Origin of the sequence: Microvirga sp. BSC39 (assembly GCF_000739015.1) — a bacterium.
In the GTDB taxonomy this organism is placed as follows: domain Bacteria; phylum Pseudomonadota; class Alphaproteobacteria; order Rhizobiales; family Beijerinckiaceae; genus Microvirga.
Window position 1 is genome coordinate 1 of record NZ_JPUG01000070.1, and the last position, 22,366, is coordinate 22,366.

General features: G+C 62.3%; 26 protein-coding genes and 1 tRNA gene. 15 read left to right on the forward strand and 12 right to left on the reverse strand.

Features of this window, described 5'->3' with window-relative positions:
- Nucleotides 1-22 precede the first annotated feature (22 nt).
- Nucleotides 23-844 carry an IS5 family transposase gene (locus MA07_RS17680; RefSeq protein ID WP_036345733.1) on the reverse strand — a complete coding sequence of 274 codons (822 nt, stop codon included), beginning with the start codon at nucleotides 842-844 and terminating at the stop codon, nucleotides 23-25.
- A 1,351-nt stretch (nucleotides 845-2,195) separates the two neighbouring features.
- On the opposite strand from MA07_RS17680, the gene MA07_RS17690 reads away from it, so the two are divergent.
- The 4 genes from MA07_RS17690 to MA07_RS29715 all read left to right on the forward strand — a co-directional run bounded on the left by MA07_RS17690 (nucleotide 2,196) and on the right by MA07_RS29715 (nucleotide 3,992).
- Nucleotides 2,196-2,519, forward strand: a complete 324-nt coding sequence (locus tag MA07_RS17690; RefSeq protein ID WP_036354022.1) for a hypothetical protein — start codon at nucleotides 2,196-2,198, stop codon at nucleotides 2,517-2,519.
- Nucleotides 2,520-2,570: 51 nt separating this feature from the next.
- Entirely contained in the window at nucleotides 2,571-2,930 is a 360-nt protein-coding gene (locus MA07_RS17695) for a hypothetical protein (RefSeq protein WP_036354026.1), read from the forward strand.
- Nucleotides 2,931-3,107: 177 nt separating this feature from the next.
- A complete protein-coding gene (locus MA07_RS31220) occupies nucleotides 3,108-3,239 on the forward strand; it encodes a hypothetical protein (protein ID WP_280114247.1) in 132 nt (43 codons plus the stop codon).
- A 339-nt stretch (nucleotides 3,240-3,578) separates the two neighbouring features.
- Entirely contained in the window at nucleotides 3,579-3,992 is a 414-nt protein-coding gene (locus MA07_RS29715; RefSeq protein ID WP_152568909.1) for a hypothetical protein, read from the forward strand.
- A gap of 140 nt (nucleotides 3,993-4,132) precedes the next feature.
- On the opposite strand, the gene MA07_RS17705 is transcribed toward MA07_RS29715, so the two are convergent.
- The 5 genes from MA07_RS17705 to MA07_RS17725 form a co-directional block, all read right to left on the reverse strand.
- Nucleotides 4,133-5,128: a site-specific integrase gene (locus MA07_RS17705; protein WP_036354032.1), complete on the reverse strand. Its 996-nt coding sequence runs from the start codon at nucleotides 5,126-5,128 to the stop codon at nucleotides 4,133-4,135.
- Nucleotides 5,129-5,238: 110 nt separating this feature from the next.
- A tRNA-Arg gene (locus MA07_RS17710) sits at nucleotides 5,239-5,315 on the reverse strand.
- A 60-nt stretch (nucleotides 5,316-5,375) separates the two neighbouring features.
- The gene (locus MA07_RS17715) at nucleotides 5,376-6,140 is read right to left on the reverse strand and encodes a pseudouridine synthase (protein ID WP_036354035.1); all 765 of its coding nucleotides are present in this window, start codon (nucleotides 6,138-6,140) and stop codon (nucleotides 5,376-5,378) included.
- A complete protein-coding gene (locus MA07_RS17720) occupies nucleotides 6,137-7,051 on the reverse strand; it encodes a class I SAM-dependent methyltransferase (protein ID WP_036354040.1) in 915 nt (304 codons plus the stop codon). The genes MA07_RS17715 and MA07_RS17720 overlap by 4 nt, the downstream gene beginning before the upstream one ends.
- A gap of 69 nt (nucleotides 7,052-7,120) precedes the next feature.
- On the reverse strand, nucleotides 7,121-7,459 hold the full coding sequence (locus tag MA07_RS17725; protein WP_036354043.1) for a hypothetical protein: 339 nt from the start codon (nucleotides 7,457-7,459) through the stop codon (nucleotides 7,121-7,123).
- Nucleotides 7,460-7,666: 207 nt separating this feature from the next.
- On the opposite strand from MA07_RS17725, the gene MA07_RS17730 reads away from it, so the two are divergent.
- Complete coding sequence (locus MA07_RS17730; protein WP_036354046.1) at nucleotides 7,667-7,951, forward strand: hypothetical protein; 285 nt, start codon at nucleotides 7,667-7,669, stop codon at nucleotides 7,949-7,951.
- 23 nt (nucleotides 7,952-7,974) lie between these two features.
- Here MA07_RS17730 and MA07_RS17735 read toward each other — a convergent pair whose 3' ends face one another.
- Nucleotides 7,975-8,880 carry a DMT family transporter gene (locus MA07_RS17735; protein WP_036354050.1) on the reverse strand — a complete coding sequence of 302 codons (906 nt, stop codon included), beginning with the start codon at nucleotides 8,878-8,880 and terminating at the stop codon, nucleotides 7,975-7,977.
- A gap of 258 nt (nucleotides 8,881-9,138) precedes the next feature.
- Between MA07_RS17735 and MA07_RS17740 the strand changes: the two genes are divergently transcribed.
- From MA07_RS17740 to MA07_RS17755, 4 genes are all read left to right on the forward strand, one after another.
- Complete coding sequence (locus MA07_RS17740; RefSeq protein WP_200879389.1) at nucleotides 9,139-10,374, forward strand: MFS transporter; 1,236 nt, start codon at nucleotides 9,139-9,141, stop codon at nucleotides 10,372-10,374.
- Nucleotides 10,375-10,581: 207 nt separating this feature from the next.
- Nucleotides 10,582-10,971 carry a septal ring lytic transglycosylase RlpA family protein gene (locus MA07_RS17745; RefSeq protein ID WP_036354053.1) on the forward strand — a complete coding sequence of 130 codons (390 nt, stop codon included), beginning with the start codon at nucleotides 10,582-10,584 and terminating at the stop codon, nucleotides 10,969-10,971.
- A gap of 151 nt (nucleotides 10,972-11,122) precedes the next feature.
- On the forward strand, nucleotides 11,123-11,989 hold the full coding sequence (locus MA07_RS27930; protein WP_052003282.1) for a hypothetical protein: 867 nt from the start codon (nucleotides 11,123-11,125) through the stop codon (nucleotides 11,987-11,989).
- Nucleotides 11,982-13,139 (forward strand): hypothetical protein, encoded by a 1,158-nt coding sequence (locus tag MA07_RS17755; RefSeq protein WP_036354056.1) that lies wholly within the window; start codon nucleotides 11,982-11,984, stop codon nucleotides 13,137-13,139. The genes MA07_RS27930 and MA07_RS17755 overlap by 8 nt, the downstream gene beginning before the upstream one ends.
- A gap of 52 nt (nucleotides 13,140-13,191) precedes the next feature.
- Here MA07_RS17755 and minE read toward each other — a convergent pair whose 3' ends face one another.
- Genes minE through minC form a run of 3 tightly spaced genes read right to left on the reverse strand, consistent with a single transcriptional unit; the run spans nucleotide 13,192 to nucleotide 14,953 of the window.
- The gene (minE, locus tag MA07_RS17760) at nucleotides 13,192-13,455 is read right to left on the reverse strand and encodes a cell division topological specificity factor MinE (RefSeq protein ID WP_036354060.1); all 264 of its coding nucleotides are present in this window, start codon (nucleotides 13,453-13,455) and stop codon (nucleotides 13,192-13,194) included.
- Nucleotides 13,452-14,267 carry a septum site-determining protein MinD gene (gene minD / locus MA07_RS17765; protein WP_036354063.1) on the reverse strand — a complete coding sequence of 272 codons (816 nt, stop codon included), beginning with the start codon at nucleotides 14,265-14,267 and terminating at the stop codon, nucleotides 13,452-13,454. Before minD ends, minE begins: the two co-directional genes overlap by 4 nt.
- Before the next feature lie 17 nt (nucleotides 14,268-14,284).
- Nucleotides 14,285-14,953 carry a septum site-determining protein MinC gene (minC, locus tag MA07_RS17770; protein ID WP_244445280.1) on the reverse strand — a complete coding sequence of 223 codons (669 nt, stop codon included), beginning with the start codon at nucleotides 14,951-14,953 and terminating at the stop codon, nucleotides 14,285-14,287.
- A 439-nt stretch (nucleotides 14,954-15,392) separates the two neighbouring features.
- Here minC and MA07_RS17775 point away from each other — a divergent pair, with 439 nt between their 5' ends.
- Both MA07_RS17775 and MA07_RS27935 read left to right on the forward strand, forming a co-directional pair.
- Nucleotides 15,393-16,556: a TAXI family TRAP transporter solute-binding subunit gene (locus MA07_RS17775; RefSeq protein ID WP_052003283.1), complete on the forward strand. Its 1,164-nt coding sequence runs from the start codon at nucleotides 15,393-15,395 to the stop codon at nucleotides 16,554-16,556.
- A gap of 69 nt (nucleotides 16,557-16,625) precedes the next feature.
- Nucleotides 16,626-18,149, forward strand: a complete 1,524-nt coding sequence (locus tag MA07_RS27935) for a hypothetical protein (RefSeq protein WP_152568910.1) — start codon at nucleotides 16,626-16,628, stop codon at nucleotides 18,147-18,149.
- A 28-nt stretch (nucleotides 18,150-18,177) separates the two neighbouring features.
- On the opposite strand, the gene MA07_RS17785 is transcribed toward MA07_RS27935, so the two are convergent.
- A complete protein-coding gene (locus MA07_RS17785; protein ID WP_036354072.1) occupies nucleotides 18,178-18,435 on the reverse strand; it encodes a hypothetical protein in 258 nt (85 codons plus the stop codon).
- A gap of 181 nt (nucleotides 18,436-18,616) precedes the next feature.
- On the opposite strand from MA07_RS17785, the gene MA07_RS17790 reads away from it, so the two are divergent.
- The 4 genes from MA07_RS17790 (at nucleotide 18,617) to MA07_RS17805 (ending at nucleotide 21,214) form a co-directional block, all read left to right on the forward strand.
- On the forward strand, nucleotides 18,617-19,216 hold the full coding sequence (locus MA07_RS17790) for an XRE family transcriptional regulator (protein ID WP_036354075.1): 600 nt from the start codon (nucleotides 18,617-18,619) through the stop codon (nucleotides 19,214-19,216).
- 10 nt (nucleotides 19,217-19,226) lie between these two features.
- The gene (locus MA07_RS17795; protein WP_036354079.1) at nucleotides 19,227-19,766 is read left to right on the forward strand and encodes a GNAT family N-acetyltransferase; all 540 of its coding nucleotides are present in this window, start codon (nucleotides 19,227-19,229) and stop codon (nucleotides 19,764-19,766) included.
- Between the two features lie 103 nt (nucleotides 19,767-19,869).
- Complete coding sequence (locus MA07_RS17800; protein ID WP_036354081.1) at nucleotides 19,870-20,637, forward strand: sulfite exporter TauE/SafE family protein; 768 nt, start codon at nucleotides 19,870-19,872, stop codon at nucleotides 20,635-20,637.
- Between the two features lie 145 nt (nucleotides 20,638-20,782).
- Nucleotides 20,783-21,214 (forward strand): hypothetical protein, encoded by a 432-nt coding sequence (locus MA07_RS17805; RefSeq protein ID WP_152568911.1) that lies wholly within the window; start codon nucleotides 20,783-20,785, stop codon nucleotides 21,212-21,214.
- Between the two features lie 66 nt (nucleotides 21,215-21,280).
- Here the strand turns inward: MA07_RS17805 and MA07_RS17810 are convergent, their stop codons facing one another.
- The gene (locus tag MA07_RS17810; RefSeq protein ID WP_036354089.1) at nucleotides 21,281-22,312 is read right to left on the reverse strand and encodes a cysteine synthase A; all 1,032 of its coding nucleotides are present in this window, start codon (nucleotides 22,310-22,312) and stop codon (nucleotides 21,281-21,283) included.
- Nucleotides 22,313-22,366: the final 54 nt, after the last annotated feature.

Below are 22,366 nucleotides of genomic sequence, written 5' to 3' on the forward strand. Positions count from 1 at the left end.
CTTAGTGCCCGTTTGAGAATTGCTACGGATGAGCGATGCGGCGGAGCATGAGGCTGCTCATGGCCACTCCGATCATAGCCTCGGAGACGTCGCAGTGCTCTTCGTAGTCGCGCACCAGCCGGCGCCAGCGCGTCATCCAGCCGAATGTTCTCTCCACAACCCACCGGCGTGGCAGTGCTTGGAAACCCTGCTGGTCGGGCAGCTTGCGTACGATCTCGATCACGAAATCCCGGTAAGCCGCCTCGCTCATCAGCCGCCCACGGTCGTAGGCCCCATCGGCAAACAGGTGCTTGAGCCACGGCCAGCGCTGACGCACGGCCTTGATGATTTGCTCGGCCCCTTGAGCATCCTGGATGTCGGCGGTTGTGAGGTTGACCATGAGCAGGCGCCCGTCTGTGTCCACTGCAATGTGCCGCTTGCGGCCCTTCACCTTCTTGGCCGCGTCATAGCCGCCTCCGCCCGGGGCTGCAGGCGCTTTGACCGTCTGGCTGTCGATCACGCCAGCCGTCGGGCTCGCCTCCCGGCCTGAGCGCTCGCGGTCCAGCATGAGAGCGACATCGTGCAGGGTCTGGAACAGCAGGCGGCGGACAAAGCGCCGGAACCACCAATACACCGTCTGCCACGGCCCGAACTCATGCGGCAGCATGCGCCAGCCGCAGCCGGTGCGAGCCAGATAGCGGATGGCGTTGAGGATCTCGCGCAGATCCACCTTGGGCTTGCGGCCACGCCGGGTGGGTTGAGGCAGGATCGGCCTGATCCGCTGCCATTCCTCATCGGTCAGGTCGGTCGGGTAGCGCTGCCGCTCAAAGGCCTTCTGGCGCTCACGATGCTCTTTGGTCCACATCCGGCTCATGTGGACTCAAGACTAGCCCAATCTAACCCACTGCGACATTCTCAAACAGGCTCTAAGGCATACAGGAGAGGGTTCACCTTTTTCGAGAGAGGGGTGCCATTCGCCTTTGGTGTGTTCTATCTATTGTTAAGCCTTCCGAGATAGGCACAAAAAGCTTTACCTACGTATTTAGCGGGTTCAACAACGGTTTCACATACGCTGCATCACCCCGTTGCAGCCTCCGTTCAAGCTCAAACGCAGCCTTGCCGCTTTCCACACAGGTCCACCTGAAACCCAAGTTTGCTTTAATGTAGTCGCGCGTAGCCTTATCCAGAGACAGACTGCCATCGGCTATCTCTGCAATACGGTTGTGAAGGGTAGGGAGAACAAGCCGATCTGCGACGTAAATACAAAATTGATCCCCGCTTCGTCTTCCGCTTGCATGGCTATTGAGCCTCCCCCAAGGGCCAGCCTTCCCGTTGCCCTCAGCACCGCCTATGAAACTCCGGCCTGACATACCGACATAGATGAAGGAGCCATCCCGGTTCCAAATCGTGTAGACCACTGCGCCTGAGCGAGGTACGTCGCCTGTAGGCCAGTCTGAGAACCAGTGGATAGGGCCGCTTATCAAAGCCTCCGTTGGGTGAGTCATAGCGGTGCCTTTTTAGAGGACTGCTCTAACTCCATGCCTCTTGTCTCCCTGACCCAAACAGGAGCTGCTAATGCCTCATGCCTTCCAAGTCGGTCAACTTGTACGCGCTACAGGAAAGTTCTCCGACCGAACAGGACAGGACGGTGTGTACGAAGTCGTTCGCCTGCTCCCTCCTGACACTGATGGTGTACCGAAGTACCGGATCAGGAGTCAGGCTCTAGGACAAGAGCGAGTGGTCAACCAGCCGGAGATTGCCAAGGGCCCGCAGGGCTAATCTCGCAGCAGCTCCCCTCGGTGCTGCGGAACTTGGATTAACTTATGTTGGTTGGCTCCCTAATGGCGGAGCATCGGTTCAGAGTTGGCGATCTTGTGCGGGTTGGGGCTGGCGTTGATGCAAAACCTGACAAGAGTTCGTTTGCCGCTGGTTCCTGCAATCATCCGAGCGGTATCCATGAGGTGACACGCCTTCTGCCTTCGATGGGCAGCGGTGAGCCGCAGTACCTCATCAAAGGCTGTTCTGGTCAACCGGAGCGCAACATAGGGGAGAGCCAGCTTACCTCTGCGGTTCACTTCCCCCAGCCCCGCCGCTGATAATCCAGCCTCCCCGAAATAGCGGCAGGCTGGATAGTCTCGATTGATCTATGTGAAGGCTATTGCTCCGGGAGCCTATACGGTTGTTTCCTCCTAAAGGGGGGGAAGCAACATGGGGACGTGACCTATCTGATCTGCCTCAATGCTCTTCATCAGGCCTATCGCGAGCTTGAAGAGACGCGGCTTCGGTGTCGTGGGGCCGCTCATGCTCTCACAACGATCCGTGAGACTCTGGATCAGGCTCTAGATCTTGCTTATCAGAAGCAATCTTTCGGTCCCCTCAACAACCTTTTTGATGAAGAAGAGGCTGCGCTTGCATCCTATGAGCAATCGCTAGTCAAGGTCAGGGAAACAGAGGGACGGTGGGCGGCCATGAGTCTAGCCTTGGCTTATGAGAGAGAGCGTTCACAGGCAGGGCAGGTGTTCTCTACCCGCGCCAACTGACCTGTGAGTATGTTTTAGAATAACCCATTTGAGCAAGTTGCTGGTGAAGTCATGCTGGCTAATATTCCTGCCATCATGCCACGTTACAATCTCTTTCTCTATAACCAGCGCAAGCGGGTCAGGTATCCTGAAACCTTAGATCTTCCCGATGTTGATGCCGCGCAGGGTATCGCTCAGAGGGTGGCAAACGTCTTTATGGAGGTTGTTCCATATTGGGATGAACTGACTTCCGAGCAGCAGAACCGCTATGTGGTCGAGATTGTAGATGAGGCGGGAGAACTGCTCCTGACTGTACCATTCAGGAGAAAGAGGAAGCGAAGGCTGGTCCGTCTGAAAGGTTCAATCATCAAGAGAAAAAGGCCCCACCAGGATCACTCAACTGATGGGGCTGGAGAGTCTCAGGAGGAATAGCCACAGTCTGACACATGCCTTGGCTGGGTCTGTGCGATTGCACACCAGCACCAGCAGTCGAGCCTTAATCCTAAGCTGGAAGAAAGCAATCCACAGCCATCCACAGGCTGACTAGAATGTTCCCTATTTGTTCTCATTCTGTGATAGGTTCAGGGACATGATGAGGGAGAACAAGAAATGAGGTTGCCTCGCCTGTCCCTGCGTATCTGGAAGTTGCTCGACGCACATGCCGAGGGTCTTCCTGCTATTGGAGCCTTGGCGCTCATTGTGCTGCTGCTGGTTGTAGCAAAGTATCTGGCCGACCTGTGAACCGAAGAGAGAACTGCCAGAAGGCTTGGCTGTTGCCCTTACGAACTTCATTGGTCCCTTTCTGATAAACTATGAGCCTGACGGTCACTCCATCAGGCTCTTTTCTTTTGTTTAGTCAGCTGTCGCCTTAGCCACCTTCTCTGCCCTCAGGTGAGTATCTCAGCTCAACTCTCTTAAACCATGATGGCCGCTGATAACTGCTGCGTCAGGCGTATCATCCCTCCACCGATCATGAACAATCGCTGTCGAAGCTGTTTGGCTCTGCTTCAAGGGACCTAGTGCATCCTCTTGGACAATGGGGTGGCTCAGGACGAGTTCATCCCTGTGAGGAGGGTTCTTATGAGCATCGGTTGGAAAAAGGTAGTTCTCGGAACATTGGCCGCTCTTGCACTAGGAGGTGCCGCTCAGGCGTCAGAGGTGAGCATCACGATCCGCACCAATGATCGTCTGCCTCACCGGGTCGCAGACTACGATGGCGACTTGTTTGAGCGTCGCCAATACAGCCGGACGGAACACGGGTATGAACATCGTGATCCGGATCGCTACTATGGTCGCCCTGTTCCTGAGTGGCGTGAGAGAAAGCACCGCCATGGCGAGTATCGGAGTATTCCGGTCGTGGACCGGCATGAATGGCACCAGCCTGTCTATGCTAGACCGCATTGGCGCCATCAGGGAGGCTGCAAGATTATCATCAACGAGCGGGTGAACCGCTGGGGCGAGAGGGTTCAGGTGCGTAAGGAAATCTGTCGCTGAACCAGTTGCCGTTTGCCAGGACAGCTAGCAGAGGGAACTCAGGGCTAGCTAGGCCGTTAGCTTAGCGAGGTTTTTGGTCCTCCCTTTCTGCTAAACTTATGAGCCTGACGGAAATCCGCCATCAGGCTCTTTTCTTGTGGTTAGCTCAGGGTCGCCGTAGCCAATTTCTCAGCTACCTTCTCAGGCCTGAGGTGAGTGTATCGGCTCAACATCCGTGGATCCCGGTGTCCACTGATCAGAGCCACCTCAGGAACGGTGAGGCCATACTCAAAGAAACGGGATACGGCTTCGTGGCGTAGGTCATGTAGTCTCAGGTCTTCCAAGCCAGCCCTGCGCCTTAGCCTCTCCCAAGCAAGACGCACAGCATTGGGCGTAACTGGGAAGACTCGCTCATCCCTTCGCTCCAACGAGGCCAATATCTCAACAGCCTTGGGTGTGAGCGGGATGGTCCGGGGATGCCCGTTCTTGGTCTTAAGGATACGAATGGTCGGAGCAGTCAGGTCTACATCCTTCCATCGGATTGACAGGAGTTCACCCCGGCGCATCCCGGTTTCGATGGCGAGGGCAACAAGAGGGCGAAGATACCACGCTGATTTGGAGCTAAGCGCATCAGCCAACCGTGCATTATCCCCATCTTCAAGACGCCGTTCTCTTGGCTTGGAGTCGTTCGGAAGCTTGATCTGATGGACCGGATTGGTGTGAATAGGCATACCCCATTCAGTCCGTGCTACCTCAAAGACATGGCGAAGTACCACTAACTCTCGTCGGACGGATGCTGGTTTAACAACCTTCAACCGATCTTCCCGATAGTGGGATACTGACGCTCCTGACAGATTGTGAAGGTTGGTGTTGGCGATGCTGTGGTTGAGAAGCTGACGTAACCGGGATTGCTCGAACCTCACGCCTCGCTTCCTTGGTGTGACTTCCTGCTCATACCTCCTGAGAAGGTCAGCAACGGTCATGCCCTTGAAGTCTCTGATTGTGGTCGGAAGCTCAGCTCGGTCGATTTGCCTTTCCTTATCCCGCGCCCATTCAGCGGCGTCGGTTCTGACAGAAAAGGATTTGGTGAGAGGCGGGAAGCCCTCTCTTCGCACTTGGACTTGCCAGGAAGAGCCTCTCTTGCGGATGGTCGCCATTGGTCGTGTTTCCGTTCAGCTGTGACAGGGCTGTGACGGACTAGACTTCTTGGCTGTTTGAGAGGCTTCGCCTTTGCTCCTGAAACCCAAGTTCTAGAAGGGTTTAGGAATGGCGCACCCGACACGATTCGAACGTGTGACCTTTGCCTTCGGAGGGCAACGCTCTATCCAGCTGAGCTACGGGTGCTTGCGGCGGTTCGCCTTCTCTTTCCCTACCCGATTACGCGCTTCAGGGCAACCTCTCCGCTCACGAGGCTTGCCGGGAGGTGGTTCCGGAGGGCGGCAGGACCAGGGCGAGGTCGGCCTCGTTCATGATCCGGAACTGCCCCGGCTCCAGATCCGTCGGCAGGTCCAGGGCGCCGATCCGGTTGCGGTGCAGAGCCGTGACGTGGTTGCCCACGGCCGCGAACATGCGCCGGACCTGATGGTAGCGCCCCTCCGTGACGGTGACGTGGGCGCTTGTCGGGGAGAGCACCTCCATCTGCGCCGGCAGGAGCGGCTTGTCCTCGCCTTCCAGCATCAGGGTGCCGGAGGCGAAGATCTCGCCCTCGTCGCCTTTCAAGAGCCGATCGAGGGTCACGTGGTAGCGCTTGGAGACATTGGCGCGGGGCGAGATGATGCGGTGGAGCAGGTTGCCGTCGTCGGTCATGAGCAGCAGCCCCGAGGTCTCCTTATCGAGGCGACCGACCGTCGAGAGCGCCGGGTCGCGCCGGCGCCAGCGGTCGGGCAACAGGCTGTAGACCAGGGGGCCCGCCTCCTTGTGCGAGCAGGTGACGCCCAAGGGCTTGTGCAGCATCAGGATGAAGCCCGGCGGCGGATCGAGGGGCTTGCCTTGAACCTTCATCCTTGCCGGGAGGTCGCGGGTGACGGGAATGCGCTGATCGGAATCCTCGACCGCCTCCCCGTCCAGGGTCACGAGCCCGGCCCCGACGAGCTGCTGCACCTCCCGGCGGGAGCCGTAGCCCAGATTGGCCAGGAGCCGGTCGAGACGCAGGGTCGGTGTCTTGCTCATTTCAGCGCCTCGTAGATCTTGTATCCGCCAGCCTCTACTTTCGGGGTCACGCGCCGGAACAGGGGCTTCAGCACGTTCTCGTAGGGCAGATGGCGGTTGGCGACGAGCCAGAGGACGCCGCCGGGGCGCAGGGCTTCGGCGGCCCGGCGGATGAAGCTCTGGCCCAAGCTCTGGTCTTCGGCGCCGCCGTCGTGGAACGGCGGGTTCATGACCACGAAATTGAGGCCCTGGAGCCCAGGGCCGTTGCGGACATCCACCCAGCGCACCTCAGCGCGCGGATCGGCGATGTTGCGGGACGCCATCTCGACGGCACGGCGGTCGATATCGAGCATCGCAAGGTGCTCCACCGTGGGAGAGGCCAGGATCGTGCGGGCGAGAACACCGATGCCGCAGCCGAAGTCCGCCCCTCTGCCGCTGAACGCGGGCAGGTTCTGCTCCAGCAGCACGCTGCCGGGATCGAGGCGGTTCCAGCTGAACACGCCGGGCCAGGTCCACAGGCCCGACGCCTCATCCAGGCGCGGCCCGCCCTCGGCCAGCGGCTCGTCGAGACCGGTCAGCAGCGTGGGCCGCTCACAGGTGCAGATGCGGAAGTGCCGCCGGGATGTCTCCGAGACCGAGCACCCGAAGGCCTTGAGCTCCTTGGCGATACGCGAGCCGCCCTTGTCCTTGGGCGCCAGAATCGTCAGGGCGCCGCCGGGGGCGAGCACCCGCAGCGCCAGCGCGGTGGTGTAGCGCCGCTCCACGGTGCCGGGCGGCGCCAGCACGAGCATGTCGCTGAACGAGCCCTCCGGCTGCTCCTCCAGCTTCGCGGAGCCGGGAATCAGGGGCGAGAACTGGGCAGCACCCTCCGGCGCTTGAGCCAGTTCGGCCGGAGGCGTCCCGTAGACGCCGCTTCGTGTCGTGTCGTGCAATCTGGTGGCCTGTTGCTGAACCGGCGCTTTCTAATCCACAGCAGCCCGCGCAGCAAACCTCAAGGCTGTTCAGTATTTCAGGCGCAGCGCCCGACCCTCCTGCGTGCCGCCCGCGCAGGTGATGCGGGCCCTGGGGCAGGAGGAGACATAGACCGGGGTCGGGCAATAGGTCTGCATGAAGCTCTCGTCGATGGCGCAGGTGACATGCACGCGATAAGCTCGCTGCGGAACGCCCGGCACGTCATGGAGCACCGAATACCCGAGCCCCTGGTCGGCGAGCCGCGCGATGGGGCGCGTCGTCAGGACCTGACTGGACCGGACGCCGACAACCGCCGTGACATCCGCCGCCAGAGCCGCCGGTCCCACCAGACCTGCGGCGAATGCCATTCCGACCAAAAGCTGCTTCATGCTGCGCCTCATGCAATGCCTCGCCTCCCCTGCTCGCAGAGGGAGGATCATGCAGGATTAATGCAAAGCTCAGCTTCGGGATCCAGGCTGCACGAAGGATTAACCACGCCTGGAACGCCCCGGGGCTATCCGGCCTGCTTTAAGCAACCGGTAGGATTTTTGGCCCGATAAACACCGCCCGACAGGACGTGAACTGACCAGGATCCCATGCACCACATCCATCTCGCTGAGGGTATGCGGCTTCGTTTTCCGGCACGCAGCGCCGATTTCGACCAGGGCGTCGAGATCGGGATCGTGGCGGCGCTGATGAGCCAGGATCTGACGGAATTCACCCGCAAGATCTCGCGCGACAATTTGGGGCAAGTGCGCGCCCTGGTGGAGCAATTCGGCTACCGGCTTGTCGAGGGTTCCGAGGAGGGGGATTTCATCGAGATCAACTTCCTCAGCCGGACGGCGCGCCCGCGGCTTCGGGTCGTCCACTCGGGAGCTTGAGGCTCTTTCAGGCTTTCCGGCCCTCAGGTCGGAAACTTCCTCTCCATCGCCCGCACGCGCTCACGGTAGGCCGTGTAGAGGCCGCTCAAGGCGATGATTCCGGCACCGGTGATCGTCCAGGCATCGGGAAGCGATCCGAACACCAGATAGCCCAGGCTGCCGGCCCAGATGAGCTGGACATAGGAAAACGGCGCGATCATCGAGGCATTGCCATGCCGGTAGGCGAGCACGATGAACCAGTGTCCGATGGCGAACAGCACACCCATGCTCAGGCCCAGGCCGATCTCCGTCGCATCCGGCATGACCCAGTTGAACGGCATGAGCGCGCTCAGCACCACGGTGCCGACAAGGGCTGAATAGGCGAGCGTCGTGAAGGCGTGGTCGCCGACGATCTTCCGGGTCACGACGGCGCCCACCGCCCAACTCGATGCGGCCATCATCGGCAGGAGCGCGGCGAACTGGAAGGCTCCCGTTCCGGGCCGGACGACGATCATGACCCCGATGAACCCGACCGCCGCGGCTGTCCAGCGCCGCCAGCCCACCGTCTCGCCGAGGACAAGAACCGACAGGGCCATGATCAGGATCGGCGAGACGAAGAAGATGGCGGTGGCGTCGGCCACGGGCAGATAGGGCAGGCTCTCTATGAACAGAAGCGACGAGCCCACCATGCCGAAGCCCCTGAGGACCTGAAGCTTCGGACGCCGGGAGCGCAGGAGCGCAGGCCCTCCCTTCAGGAGCACGATCGGAACGATCACGAGCGCAAAGGTCACATAGCGCATCCAGGCCACTTCCGGCGGCGGCAGGGTGGCGGCCAGTTGCTTGGTGATCACATCCGCCACCGAGAACACGACCGTGGAGGCGATCAGGAACAGGACACCCCGCAGCGGAGAGGGAGTCGCATGCGTCCGAGCGGCGGGAGCGGGAGTCATGAATGGCTCAAAAAATGAGGCTCGCGCGGGGGCCGCGACGAGCCTGGAGGTCACAAGTCTGGAGGGTAGTTGATCTATATCAAATACGGTTTTCAGCGTGGGAGAACTGCAAACTCGGCACCTCCTGCATGCTTTAGGCGAATGGATGCTGCACGATGGCGACCTACACTTGCATCAGGAACATGGAATGACGAAAGCTGAGGATCCCTGAACCTCCTCGATTTTCTCTGGCCAGCACGGCAGGCGCGGAAAGACCTCATGACGGATCACTTGCCGGAGAAGCCGAACCGCCTGGTGAGCGGAACACCGGCCTTTCGCCGCCTGAACCTGGCGCTGTTCGCCTCCGGCTTCTCCACCTTCGCCATCCTCTACTGCGTCCAGCCCCTGCTGCCGGAATTCTCGCGCGAGTTCCATGTGAGCGCCGCTGTAAGCAGCCTCTCCCTTTCGCTCTCCACCGGCCTTCTCGCCGTGTCCATGCTGATGGCCGGCTCCCTGTCGGAGGTGTTGGGGCGCAAGCCCATCATGGTGGCCTCGCTCCTGCTCTCGGCTCTCCTCGCCATCCTGTCTGCCCTGGCGCCGAACTGGACCAGCCTGCTCATGACCCGCATGCTGATCGGGATCACCTTGAGCGGACTGCCGGCTGTGGCCATGGCCTATGTGAGCGAGGAGGTCGATCCGAAATTCATCGGCCTTGCCATGGGATTGTTCATCGGCGGCAATGCGGTGGGCGGCATGTCCGGGCGGATCATCGGCGGCGTGCTGACGGATCTGGGCTCCTGGCGACTCGCCATCGGGCTCATCGGCTGTATCGGCCTGGCATCGGCTTTCGCTGCCTGGCGCAGCCTTCCGGCCTCGGCTCATTTTCAGCCGCGCCGGGCCCGCCCGGTGGACCTGCTCCGCTCCATGGGTGAGCACCTGCGGGATCCGGGCCTGCGCGCCCTGTTCGCCGAGGCGTTTCTGCTCATGGGCGGTTTCGTGACGCTCTACAACTATCTCGGCTACCGCCTGACTGAACCGCCCTATGCCTTAAGCCAGAGCGCCATCGGGGCCGTGTTCGCGGCCTATCTCATCGGCACCTGGAGTTCAGCCTGGATCGGGGGCTTGGCCGACCGGCTCGGCCGCAAGCGGGTGCTGTGGGTGATGATCGCGATCATGCTGGCGGGCCTCGCGCTGACCCTCTTCGACCATCTCCTGCTCATCATCGCCGGGATCGTCGCCGTGACGTTCGGCTTCTTCGGCGGCCATTCCATCGCCAGCAGTTGGGTCGGCAGCCGGGCCGCAAGCGCCAAGGCGCAGGCTTCGGCCCTTTACCTGTTCTGCTACTATCTCGGATCCAGCGCCATCGGCACCCTGGGCGGCCTGTTCTGGGCTCGTGGAGCATGGCCCGGCGTCGCAGGTCTCGTGGCGGTTCTGCTCGTCGGGGCTCTGACGATAGCCTTATGGCTGACGCGTCTTCCATCCAGCCGCGCCGAGGTGGGCCCGGCAGATTCTTAAGCGCCTAATGACGGCTATATTTTATTGGATTTCAAGGGATTGATGAGGCTACATCTACAAACTGTTATAATATACAACATAGTAGAAATTCGCGACTCAACACCAGTCCAGGCTAGAGCAATCGCTGTTCAACCATGTTGAACGTCTTAATGTCGCCCCATTAGCCTCCATTTTGCACGCCCAACACAACGAACAAGGGAATGCATCGTGGATCAACGCAAGGTAACGCTCACACTCGCAAGTTTGTTCATCGCCGGATCGGCTTTCCTCTCTGCGCCTGTCGCGCAGGCTGAACCCGCCGGCACCTCCGGCAAGGTCATTCAAAGCGGTCCCGCCTCCTGGTACGGACCGGGCTTTCACGGACGCAAGACAGCGAGCGGCGAAACCTTCAACACCAACGAGATGACCGCCGCCCACCGGACCCTGCCCTTCGGCACGAAGGTGAAGGTGGTGAACAAGAAGACCGGCAAGTCGGTGGTGGTGCGCATCAACGATCGCGGCCCTTACGCCCATGGCCGCGTCATCGATCTCTCGAAGGCCTCCGCGCAGGCAATCGGGATCTCGGGCGTGGGATCCGTCACCCTCGCCCAGCTCTGACCGGGCACGTTTCAGCCAAGCTCATTTTCATCACCTAGTTATTGCGATCTGTCCTGGCCGGAGCCTCCGGCCAGGACATTCATGGAACCGGGATGCCTTTCACCCGCTTTTCCCCAGTCACCTTTTCTCGAGAAGAGGCCTTAGGAAACGCATGCAGATCGGCTGGCCGCTCGCAACGAAATCCGCTCTCCTGACCCTGCTGATGGCCGTGGGTCCCATGGCCACCGCACAGACGGCACGCCCCTGGGTCGATCCTCCTGGGGAGGGCGCAGCGGCGCCGTCTCAGGCCCCTGAACCCGTCAGTCCGGCTCCTCCCGCGGCCTCGCCGCCACAGGCCGCTTCGCCAGCGCCTGCGACACCGCCGGCACAGGCGGCTCAACCACAGACACCCATCTTCCGGCCCGAAACGCCTGCGACCCGGCAAGCGCAGCAGCCTGATGCTCCTGCAACCCGCCAGACGCTTCAGCCCGAGACGCCCGTGACCCGTCAGGCGGAGCAACCTCAGGCTCCCCCGCCCGCTGCCGCCCCGGCGCCTGTGACGACCGCTCGGCCCAAGCAGGATCCCGCTGACGACAGGCGGGAGGCGCGGGCCTCCACGGCCAAGCGATTCGCCATCGACTACCTCACGTCATGGTCCGCCCCCAACGATACCGCTCTCGAATCGACGGCAGCCTTCTATGCGCCGCGCGTGCTCTTTCACGGGCGCGAGGTGTCGATGAAGCGATTGTTCGACGAGAAGCGCCGCTTCGTGAAGCGCTGGCCGGAGCGGGACTACCGTCCGCGCGAAGATGGGGTTGGCACGACATGCAATCCGGCAGGCGAGATCTGCACGGTTCACGCGGTGTTCGACTACACGGCGTCCCATCCCCGGCGCCGGCGGGTCTCGCAGGGCACGGGCGCCCTGCAGCTCGTCGTCCACTTCATCGGCGACAGGCCCGTCATTGTTGCGGAACACAGCACGCTGCTCGGTCAGGAGCGCAAGCGAAATCTTGCCCTGGAGGGTGTCTCGAATGATTGACGATACGACGACCCATGATCCATCCGCGGATCCGCGCCGCAACTGGACCCAGATGAGGGAGAGAATGCGCGAGACCATCCACGCGGAACTCGACAAGATCAACCCGACCGATGATGCTCGCCGCGCCCTGGAACTCATTATCGAGTCCTCGCTGCGTCCTTCGGAGGTGGATGGAGCGTTGAAGCTCACCGTCATCGATCAGGACGGCAAGCCGCGCACGATCGAAAAGGACGGGCAGCAGAGAGAGTTCACCCTCCAAGATCTCCTGGAGGAGCTTCGGGGCAGGTATGGGGTGCTGTTCAGATCGGCAAAGCCCGATGCAGCTGCCTGTGTGCAACCGGAGCGCCCCGAAAAGCGTGAGCCGCCTCAGCGGGATTGGCTCAAGCTGGCCGACGATGCGGCGAAGCCCGAAACCGAGATCCCTCCGTCACCGGCAGAGCCTGCTCCGCTTCAAAATCCTGGCATTGGGAAGCCGCGCATTCACGACTGGTCCCGTAATCCATTGGCCAGCTTGAAGACCTCTCTGGCGCCAAAGCTCGGCGCGAAGAGTGAACCCAGAAACCAGGCTGTCCCCGTGGCAGCCGAGCATGAGCAGACCGTCTTCGGTGGGATGCGGACGCGTTCCTGGGCACGGCCCAGCGTGGCATTGGGGGCCGTTGCGCTCCTGGCTCTTCTCGGTGTCGGCACCCTCCTGTTCCAGGGCGAGGAGCCGGCCGCTCCCGCTCGTCAGGCCAGCGCTGCGGAGCCTGCCATCGCCGGCAATGAAACGGCCAGCACTCTCCAGGATCCTGAACCGTCGACCACCGGGTCGACGGCGTCCTCCGCGTCGCTGCGCGGCGTGCCGGACGTGATCGACACGGCCACCCTGTCCCTGAAGGGGGAAGTGGTGCGCCTGTATGGTGTCGAATGGGCTCCCGGCGGCGGCAAGCCGGAGGATCTGACCCGCTATCTCAATGGCCGCGAGGTGGCCTGCGCGCCGATGGGCTCGAACGATGTCTATCGCTGTCAGGTCGGCAATCAGGATCTGTCGCGGGTCGTGCTGTTCAATGGTGGCGGGCGGCCGACGAACGATGCGACGCCGGAGCTGAAGGCCGCAGCCGACAAGGCCCGCGAGGCCAAGATCGGCGTGTGGGGCAAGCAGCAGCCATGAAAAAGCGGCCTCTGCATCGGCAGGGGCCGCTCATCCTTCATTGCACTGCATCTCAGGCGCGTGCTGCGACCGGAGCAGGGATTTCGATCTCGATCTCGAGGGTCGAGATGTCAGAGTCGCGGTTCATCTTCACCTGAACGTTGTCCTGCTCCACCATCACGTGGCGACGGACGACGGCCAGGATCTCCTCACGCAGCTGGGCGACGAGATCGGGCTTACCCCCGACGATGCCGCGTTCGTGCGCCAGCAGGATCTGCAGGCGCTCGCGCGCCACGGGCGCGGAGGTGCGCCGGTTGAAGAAACTCAGGAGATTCATGCAGCCCTCCGTCCGAACAACTTGCCGAACAGGCCCTTCTTGTCCGTGGGGATCGTGAGTTCGACGGTTTCGCCCTTGAGCCGGCGCACGGCGTCGAAATAGGCCCGGCCCGGCGCGCTGGCAGGATTGTTGAGCGTCACCGGCGAGCCGACGTTCGACGCCCGCAGAACCTCTTCGCTCTCGGGAATGATGCCGATGAGCGGGATGGAGAGGATCTCCAACACATCGTCGACCTTGAGCATCTCGCCGCGCTCGGCGCGGACGGGGTCGTAGCGGGTGAGCAGCAGGTGCTTCTCGATGCGTCCGCCCTTCTCGGCCAGCTCCGTCTTGGAATCGAGGAGGCCGATGATGCGGTCCGAATCGCGCACGGACGACACTTCCGGGTTCGTCACGACCACGGCCACATCCGCATGGCGCATGGCCATCGTGGCGCCGCGCTCGATGCCGGCAGGGCTGTCGCAGATGATCCAGTCGAACTTCTGGCGGAGCTCGTCGAGCACGCGGGCGACGCCCTCTTCCGTCAGCGCATCCTTGTCGCGGGTCTGCGAGGCGGGCAGCAGCGACAGGTTCTCAAGCCGCTTGTCGCGGATGAGCGCCTGGTTGAGCTTCGCGTCGCCCTGCACCACGTTGATGAGGTCGAACACCACGCGGCGCTCGGCTCCCATCACGAGATCCAGATTGCGCAGGCCGACGTCGAAGTCGATGACGACGACCTTCTCGCCGCCATGCGCCAGAGCCGCGCCCAGAGCTGCCGAAGACGTTGTCTTGCCAACGCCACCCTTGCCGGAAGTTACGACCAAGACTTTGGCCATTGTCGTCTCTCTTTCTCTCAATCCATTGTTTTCAGGATGATGGAATCGCCATCCAGGTTCACTTGCACGGGCTGACCGAGGAACTTGCCGCCGAGATCGTCAGCGGTCTTGTAGAGGCCGTCGATCGCAATCAATTCGGCTTCGAACTTGCGGCAGAAGATGCGGGCCTTGCCGTTGCCCGTGCATCCGGCAATGGCGCGGCCGCGCAAGGAGCCGTAGACATGGATCGAGCCGCCTGCGACGATCTCCGAGCCCGAGGCGACGGAGCCCAGAACCGTCACGTCGCCTTCGGGATGCAGGATCGATTGCCCCGAGCGCACCGAGCCCTCGATGAGAAGCGACTTCTCCGGCACGGGAGCATCGGCGAATGGCGAGCCTGCGGCGGCCATGGCCGCGTTGGCTGCATCCGGCACATCGATCTCGCCCGTGGGCTTGCCGCCGCTGATCTGCGGCGGCATGTCGGCATCGACGTTCTCGGGCGCGGCGCCCTCGAGCCCGACGATGCGGATGTTGCGCATCTTGAAGGCCGCCAGCAGAAATTTCAGCTCGGATTTCGACGGCTTCAGGGAGGATACGTCGGCAATGATGGGACGCCCGGTGAAAAACCCGGGGGAGCGCTCGGAGACGGCATCGAGATCCTCGAGCCAGTCCCTCAGCGGCACTTCCGGCGCGAGAACCAGGGCCATGAAGGACCTGCCGCGGAAGCGAAGAGACGGACGATTTCGAACGGCAATGGTCACGGGGGTTCAGATTCCTTTAATGCCCTACGATTTCGACCGCTTATGGTTAACGGACGGTTAAAGGAGGCGCCGGGCGCTCATAAATTTCTTAATGCCGCAGGCAATCAGCCGCGAAGCTCCCAATCCCAAACCTGGACAGCGCGATAAGAAATTCAGCTTTCACAAGGAATATAAAGATAAAACCTATCTCTTTTTGATTATTCTCTAGCACTTCATGAGTACTAATCCGGACGCCAAGCACGATTGACCATGGGTTACATGAGCATACGATGAGCGTTCTTTCGTTTCGTTTTTCATTCCACCAATCTTTATTCAATTCATAAGCCCGAAAAACGAGACGATCGAATCGACAAGCAGCCATAAGGCTCCTCCGGGGAGGACAAGAATGTCGGGTCGGGTTTCCGTTTTCTCTTCCATCTGCCAACGTTTCGGGGCTTCCTTCGCCCAAGCAGTCGCCGTCGCGGCTGTCCTCGTCTCCAGTCTGACCGTCGCATCGGCTCAGACGGCGCCGTCCTTCAACCCGTCCCGTGCCAATGCAGGCACGCTGGGGGTTATCTCCGGCGGCGCGGACGGCACCTACATCCGCATCGCGGCGGATCTCGCCAACGTCCTCGATGGCGAGGAACTGCGCGTGCTGCCGATGATCGGGCGCGGCTCGCTTCAGAACCTGCGTGACATCATGTTCCTGCGCGGCGTCGATATCGGCATCGTGCAGATGGATGCCCGCGAGCAGCTGAAGGCGGAAAAACTTCAGGACAGCGCTATCCGGCGCCTGCGGTTCATCACCCGCCTCTACAACGAGGAGGTCCATATCATCGCCAGCCGGCAGATCACCGATATCCGGCAACTCGATGGTCAGAAGGTCAACATCGACAAGGCCGGCAGCGGCACCAACCTGACCTCGCGCCTCATCTTCGAGAAGCTCGGCATCAAGCCCGAAGTCACGACTTTCGATCAGGCCTCGTCCTATGCGAAGCTCAAGTCCGGCGAGATCCAGGCTGCGGTCTATGTGGCCGGACGTCCGGTGCGCGCCATCGCGGAATTCCAGACCGACGGGCGCTTCCATCTTCTGCCGATCCCGTTCGAGGGCGAGATCGCCGAGAGCTACTTCCCGGCGCGCTTTGCGAACTCCGACTATCCCCAGCTCGTCGATGCGTCCAAGCCCGTCGAGACCCTGGCGGTCGGCAGCCTGCTCGCCGTGTTCAACTGGCCTGAGAATTCCGACCGCTACAATCGCGTGAAGCGTTTCGTGGACACGTTCTTCACCCGGTTCGACGAGTTCCTGCAGCCTGGGCGGCATCCGAAATGGAAGGAGGTCAATCTCGCGGCCGACGTGCCCGGCTGGGAGCGCGTCAAGCCGGCCCAGGATTGGCTTGATCGCGCAGTCGCCGCCCGCACGTCCTCTCCCCAGGTTCAGAGCTTCGAATTTTTCATGAACAACCGGGGAATCAACGTCTCGGCACAGGAACGCGAGGTTCTGTTCCGCGAGTTCCTAGCCTGGCAGGGCGACCGGGAGAGGGCACTCCGGAGGACGACCCGGCAGGACTGACGCCACAGGCAGGACCCGAGGCCTAAGGCTGTTCCTCAAGCCTTCGGCGATAACAACAGGAGGTCCGACATGATTGGGTACACATCATCTAAATCAAGATTTTTCATCACCGAATTGCTGACCACGACATTTCTTGGCCTCGCGCTTCTCGCTCCTGCGGCCGCACAGGATTCACCCCGCATCGCTCCTGGCGCGGAGGCGGCGGGCGACCCGCTCAACAGCGCCCTCTCACAAAAGGACCTGCAGACATTTCTTCCGCTGCTGCTGACCTCCGCAGACCGACGCAAGCTTGCTGCCGATCTCGAAACCTCGATTCGCAAGGGCGACCTGAAGGCGGCGGAGTCCAGCCTCAACACAGCCATCGAGGTCGGCACTCTTGCCATCGTGCTGTCCGATCATCTGAACAATCCGGACTTGCTCAAGGCATTGCGGGATCTCAACGTTCAGGCCTCCATCGAGCCATCATCCCTGATGCCTGCTCCTGCGGACAACCCGTCGGGGGCCTGCACGGCAACAGCTGAGATCAGCAGCGCCAACTTGGTGGAACTCCAGGAAGCTCTCGAGCAGGAGCGGTCCTATGGCGGCATGATCTCGCAGACCCTGACGGCCCTGATGCAGGAGCACAACGCCCTTGCTGCTCGGCTCGAGTCGGACACAGCCTCTCAAGACGTCAAATCGGCCGAGATGCAGCAAGCTCTGCAGCAGGAGCAGGAGCGAATCGAAACGCTGAAGCAGGAACTTCAAAGGCTTCAGGAGCAGTACCAGACCCTGCAGGCGGCGAAGGAGCAGACTCCCGCTCCGACGAATATCGCCGCGTCGGACGATCGTCTGCGGCAGGAGCGGGAGCGAACTGACCTGGCGGAGCGCCAGCTCGCCGGCGCGCTCAAGGACCTGCGCGAGCTGCAAGGTCTCAAGAACGAAATCGAGGCCTCGGCGACATCCCGGATGGCCGAGCTGGAGAAGGCTCTGGCGCGTGCTCAAATGCGGGGCGATGTGCTGACGCAGGAACTGACCGCAGCCAGTGATGAACTGCGTGCTTTCAAGGAGCCCCGTCAGCCGGGCCCCGCCCCTGTGGTGTTCCGGCTTGCTTCAACGGGCGCTGAACCCCCCTTGGGCCCGCCGCAGTTGGAGGCTGCTCCGGCGGCTCAGGCGAACCCGCTGCCGCCCGAGAGGTCGCCTGTTGCTCAGGACGCCACATCGTCATTGCCCGCCGCCAAGGCTCCTGCCCCTGTGGTCGTCGCAGCCCTGCCGGACAGCATTCAGCCATTGCCCGTGACAAGCGTGCCGCCGCTCGGAGGCGAAACCTCGGTTAAGGCCGAACCTGCCAAAGCGGACGACCGGCTCGTCTCCCGCGCCGAGGAACTGTTCCGCCAAGGCGACGTGAGCGGCGCGCGTCTTCTCCTGGAGCGCGTGCTTGCGAGCGGTCATGCCCGTGGGGCCTTCCTTCTGGCGGAAACCTTCGATCCCAACGTGCTCTCGAAGCTGGGTACGCTGGGTCTCAAGGGGGATGCGGCGAAGGCGCGGGAATTCTACAGGCAGGCTCAGACCCTGGGCATGGCTCAGGCCCGGGAACGGCTGGAGGCCCTAAGATAGCGTGAAAGGCGGCTGAGGCGTCCGGAGCCTAGAACGGCACCCACTCGCCGCCTTCTGTCAGCGAATCCACTGCACGCTCGAGGGCGGTGCCGGCATCGAGCAGTTGCTGGGCCGTCTGCTGGATCTGCAACGGAGGTCCCGGAAGGTCGGCCACGTGCTCCGTCAACTCCCGGACCCGCTCGATCAGCTCGATGAGATCGGCCGCAAGCGCAGCCCTCTCCTCCGCATCCGCGTTGGCGGACCGGCCCGGCTTCAGGCGGGGGGCGAGAGGGATCACGTTCGACATGAGTTGAAAATCTTCTTTTGTTCTGCCGAGGGCAATGGACTGCCCCTGGGTGATCCACAGCAAACCGCAGCCATAAGGCCCGCCAAGCTCTTTGGCGACTCCATTTTCCCAGGAAGCCACTGCTGCATTGGCTTCAGCCCTGTGCCTTGACTCCATTATACTGGAATTGCATTCTAGTTTAATGAGTGAGACTCAGGACATCAGCACCCATTTGGCCACGCGCCTGCGCGACCTCCGTGCCGAAGCGGGCATGACGCTCGACGGCCTGGCCGAGCGCACCGGCGTCAGCCGCTCCATGATCTCCCTCATCGAGCGAGGCGAGAGCAGCCCGACGGCGGCCGTGCTCGACAGGTTGGCTGCAGGCCTTGGCGTAACCTTGGCATCCCTCTTCGCCCGGCAGGAGAGCGTAGCCGCCTCTCCCTTGTCCCGGCGCGAGGATCAGCCTGTGTGGCGCGACCCGGAGAGCGGCTATACCCGGCGCAACCTGTCGGCGCCTGGCTTCCCCTCGCCCATCGAGCTGGTGGAGGTGGTGCTCCCGCCCAGTGCTCGGGTGGCCTATGATACGGGGCAGCGGGCCGCTGCCGTTCATCAGCAGATCTGGATCGTCGAGGGCGCCATCGCGCTTACGCTCGGCGAAGAGACCTATCGCCTCGGCACCGGCGACTGCCTCTCCATGCGGCTCGACCAGCCGATCATTTTTCGCAACCTGACCGATACCCCCGCCCGCTACGTGGTGGCGCTCGCCACCGATCCGCGCGCCGGGTCCAGCTCCTATCGATGAGACAGCGCCCATGAACCAACCCGTCACCATCCGCCAGCTCACCCCTCAGGAAGCTCGGGAGCAGATCGGCGCCCTGTCGGCCGTGCTGATCGACTGCGTCGAAGGCGGCGCCTCGGTCAGCTTCATGCTGCCCCTGACCCGGGACAGGGCCGATGCCTTCTGGCAGGGAGTCGCCGAGGGTGTCGCTGCCGGGAAGCGGATCCTGCTCGTCGCACAGGACCCATCGACCGACACGATTGTTGGGACTGTCCAAGTCATCCTCGACCAGCCGGAGAACCAGCCTCACCGGGCGGACATTGCCAAGATGCTGGTTCACAGCCAGGCCCGAAGACGTGGCGTCGGCGCCGCCCTGATGCAGGCGGCCGAGGAGGCGGCAGCAAAGGCCGGCAAGACCGTGCTCGTGCTCGACACGGTGACCGGCGGTGACGCCGAGCGCCTGTATGAGCGGGTCGGCTGGGTGAAGTCGGGAATCATCCCGAACTACGCCCTCTGGCCCAAAGGCGGGTTCTGCGACACGACGGTATTCTACAAGCAGATTTCCGCCGCCTGACCGACGTTCGGCGACGGCCTTTATTGCGCTCGCCGGGCGTCCGGCCTATGGCTGACATCTCGAACCATCCTGCCCTCCCGCATTCACCACCAGACTGATCATCATGGAATTGTCCACTGCGGCGTTGCTCGCCGCCTCGGGCCTAGCGGCCGGTCTCGTCAACGCCATTGCGGGCGGCGGCACCTTCTTCACCTTCTCGGCCCTGGTCGCCGCGGGCCTTCCGCCGGTCGTCGCCAATGCCACCAGCGCCGTGGCCGTCACGCCGGCGAACCTGTCGAGCGCCTGGGCCTATCGGCGGGAGCTCGCGGCCAATGCCCGGCGCTTTGCGGCTCTGGGAATCGTCAGCCTCATCGGAGGTCTGGGCGGAGCCTATATTCTCACCGTCACCAACAACGACGCTTTCCGGCAGCTCGTGCCGTGGCTGCTGCTCTTCGCGACCCTGCTCTTTGCCGCAAGCCCGAAGATCGTGGCGCTGGCACGCGCCATCGGCAAGCACGAGGGCGATCATCCCTCCACGAAGGCCTGGGCCGCCGGCCTCGTCTTCCAGACGGGCGTCGCCGTCTATGGCGGCTTCTTCGGCGCAGGCATGGGCATCGTCATGCTGGCGGCGCTCGCCGTCACCGAGGGTGACGATTTCCACCTGATCAATTCCGCCAAGCATCTCTGCTCCACGCTGATCCAGCTCGTCGCCGTCGTGCTGTTTGTGTTCGCAGGTCTCGTGAGCTGGCCGGAGACGATCATCGTCGGCGCAGCCTCCGTGATCGGCGGCTATCTCGGCGTGGTGTTCGGCCGCCGCCTGCCGGCGAGCATCATCCGCTGGCTCGTGATTGCAGTCGGCGCGACACTGACACTGTATTTCTTTATTCGCTGAATTCGATAACCATATTCGAAATAGCGCGATCTCAAGCGGCTTTTTGCCGGCCGCCGCCCGATTCACGCCACAACCATACTCCTTCCTGCACGTCTCGATTCTGAGTTGTCGCAAAAAGGAAATGACCGTGGCTGAATCCCAAAACATGTCAGGACTCGACGGAACGCAATCGGTGAGCGCCCTCGGCCTGCGGTGGGCTGCCTTGCGCGGCATGCTGAACTCTCCGCTGATCATGGTCGAGGAACAGCGGTCGCTGCGCGATGAGCTGTTGCGCGAATTGTCCACGATCGAGCAGGATTTCAGCGATCTGCCGTCGCGCAACACGATGGAGGTTTCGGCGAAGCTCGACATCGCGAAATCGGCGTTGCGCGAGCGCGTCCAGAACGGAGAAACCTGGCTGGTCGACCTGATCGACAGCATCCAGGCCGATCTGCATTCGCTCCATGCGAAGGCGCCGGCCGCGGCCTCGCATTCGACAAGCCGCTCGCCCGCCAATCTGAGCCGCCCTCAGCAGCGCTCCGATGAGACGGCCAGTACATCTTCGGCCGCCGAGACGAGCACGTCGTCCGCCGCCTGATGACGACACGCCGCGTCTGATCCGGTCAGGCGCGGCCCTTCAATGCAGGTGCGCAACGTTGCTGCGCTACACGAGCCCTGGATCGATGGTGTTCTTCCTCTCGAGCCATGCGGGAACAGGCAGGTTCTTGCCGCGCAGGAATTCCGGATTGAACAGTTTCGACTGGTAGCGCGTGCCGGAATCACACAGCACTGTGACGATGGTGCGCCCGGGTCCCAGATGCTTTGCGAGCCGGATTGCGCCCGCAACATTGATGCCTGACGATCCGCCGAGGCAGAGTCCCTCGTGCTCCAGCAGGTCGAAGATGATCGGCAGCGCCTCCTCGTCCGGGATCTGGAAGGCTACATCGATAGGGGCGCCTTCGAGATTCGCGGTGATGCGCCCTTGACCGATGCCTTCCGTGATCGAGGAACCCGCCGACTTCAGCTCACCCGTGGTGTAGTAGCTGTAGAGGGCTGCACCCATGGGATCGGCAAGCGCAATCGTGATCTTCGGACTGCGCTCCTTCAGCGCCATGCCGACGCCCGCGAGGGTCCCGCCGGTGCCCACCGCACTGACGAAGCCGTCGACCTTGCCGTCCGTCTGCTGCCAGATCTCGGGACCGGTGGTCCCGATATGCGCCTGCCGGTTGGCGACGTTGTCGAACTGATTGGCCCAGATGGCGCCGTCCGGCTCAGTGGCCGCCAAACGCTCCGCCAGGCGTCCCGAGACCTTCACGTAGTTGTTGGGATTGGCGTAGGGCACCGCAGGCACCTCTATCAGCTCGGCACCTGCAAGCCGCAGCATGTCCTTCTTCTCCTGGCTTTGCGTTTCGGGGATGACGATCACGGTCCTGAAGCCCATGGCGTTGGCGACGAGCGCCAAGCCGATGCCGGTATTGCCTGCCGTGCCTTCGACGATGAGCCCGCCCGGGCGCAAAGCTCCGCGCCTGACCGCCTCCTGAATGATGAAGAGCGCCGCGCGGTCCTTCACCGATTGCCCGGGGTTCATGAACTCGGCCTTTCCGAGGATCGTGCAGCCCGTGAGCTCCGAGGCACGGCGGAGCTTGATGAGAGGCGTGTTGCCGATGGCGGAGGGAACGTCAGGCTGGATCGTCATCAGGTCATACCTCGTTGGCCGAGTGGGAAGGCTCGTCCCTTGGTGAAGGACCTC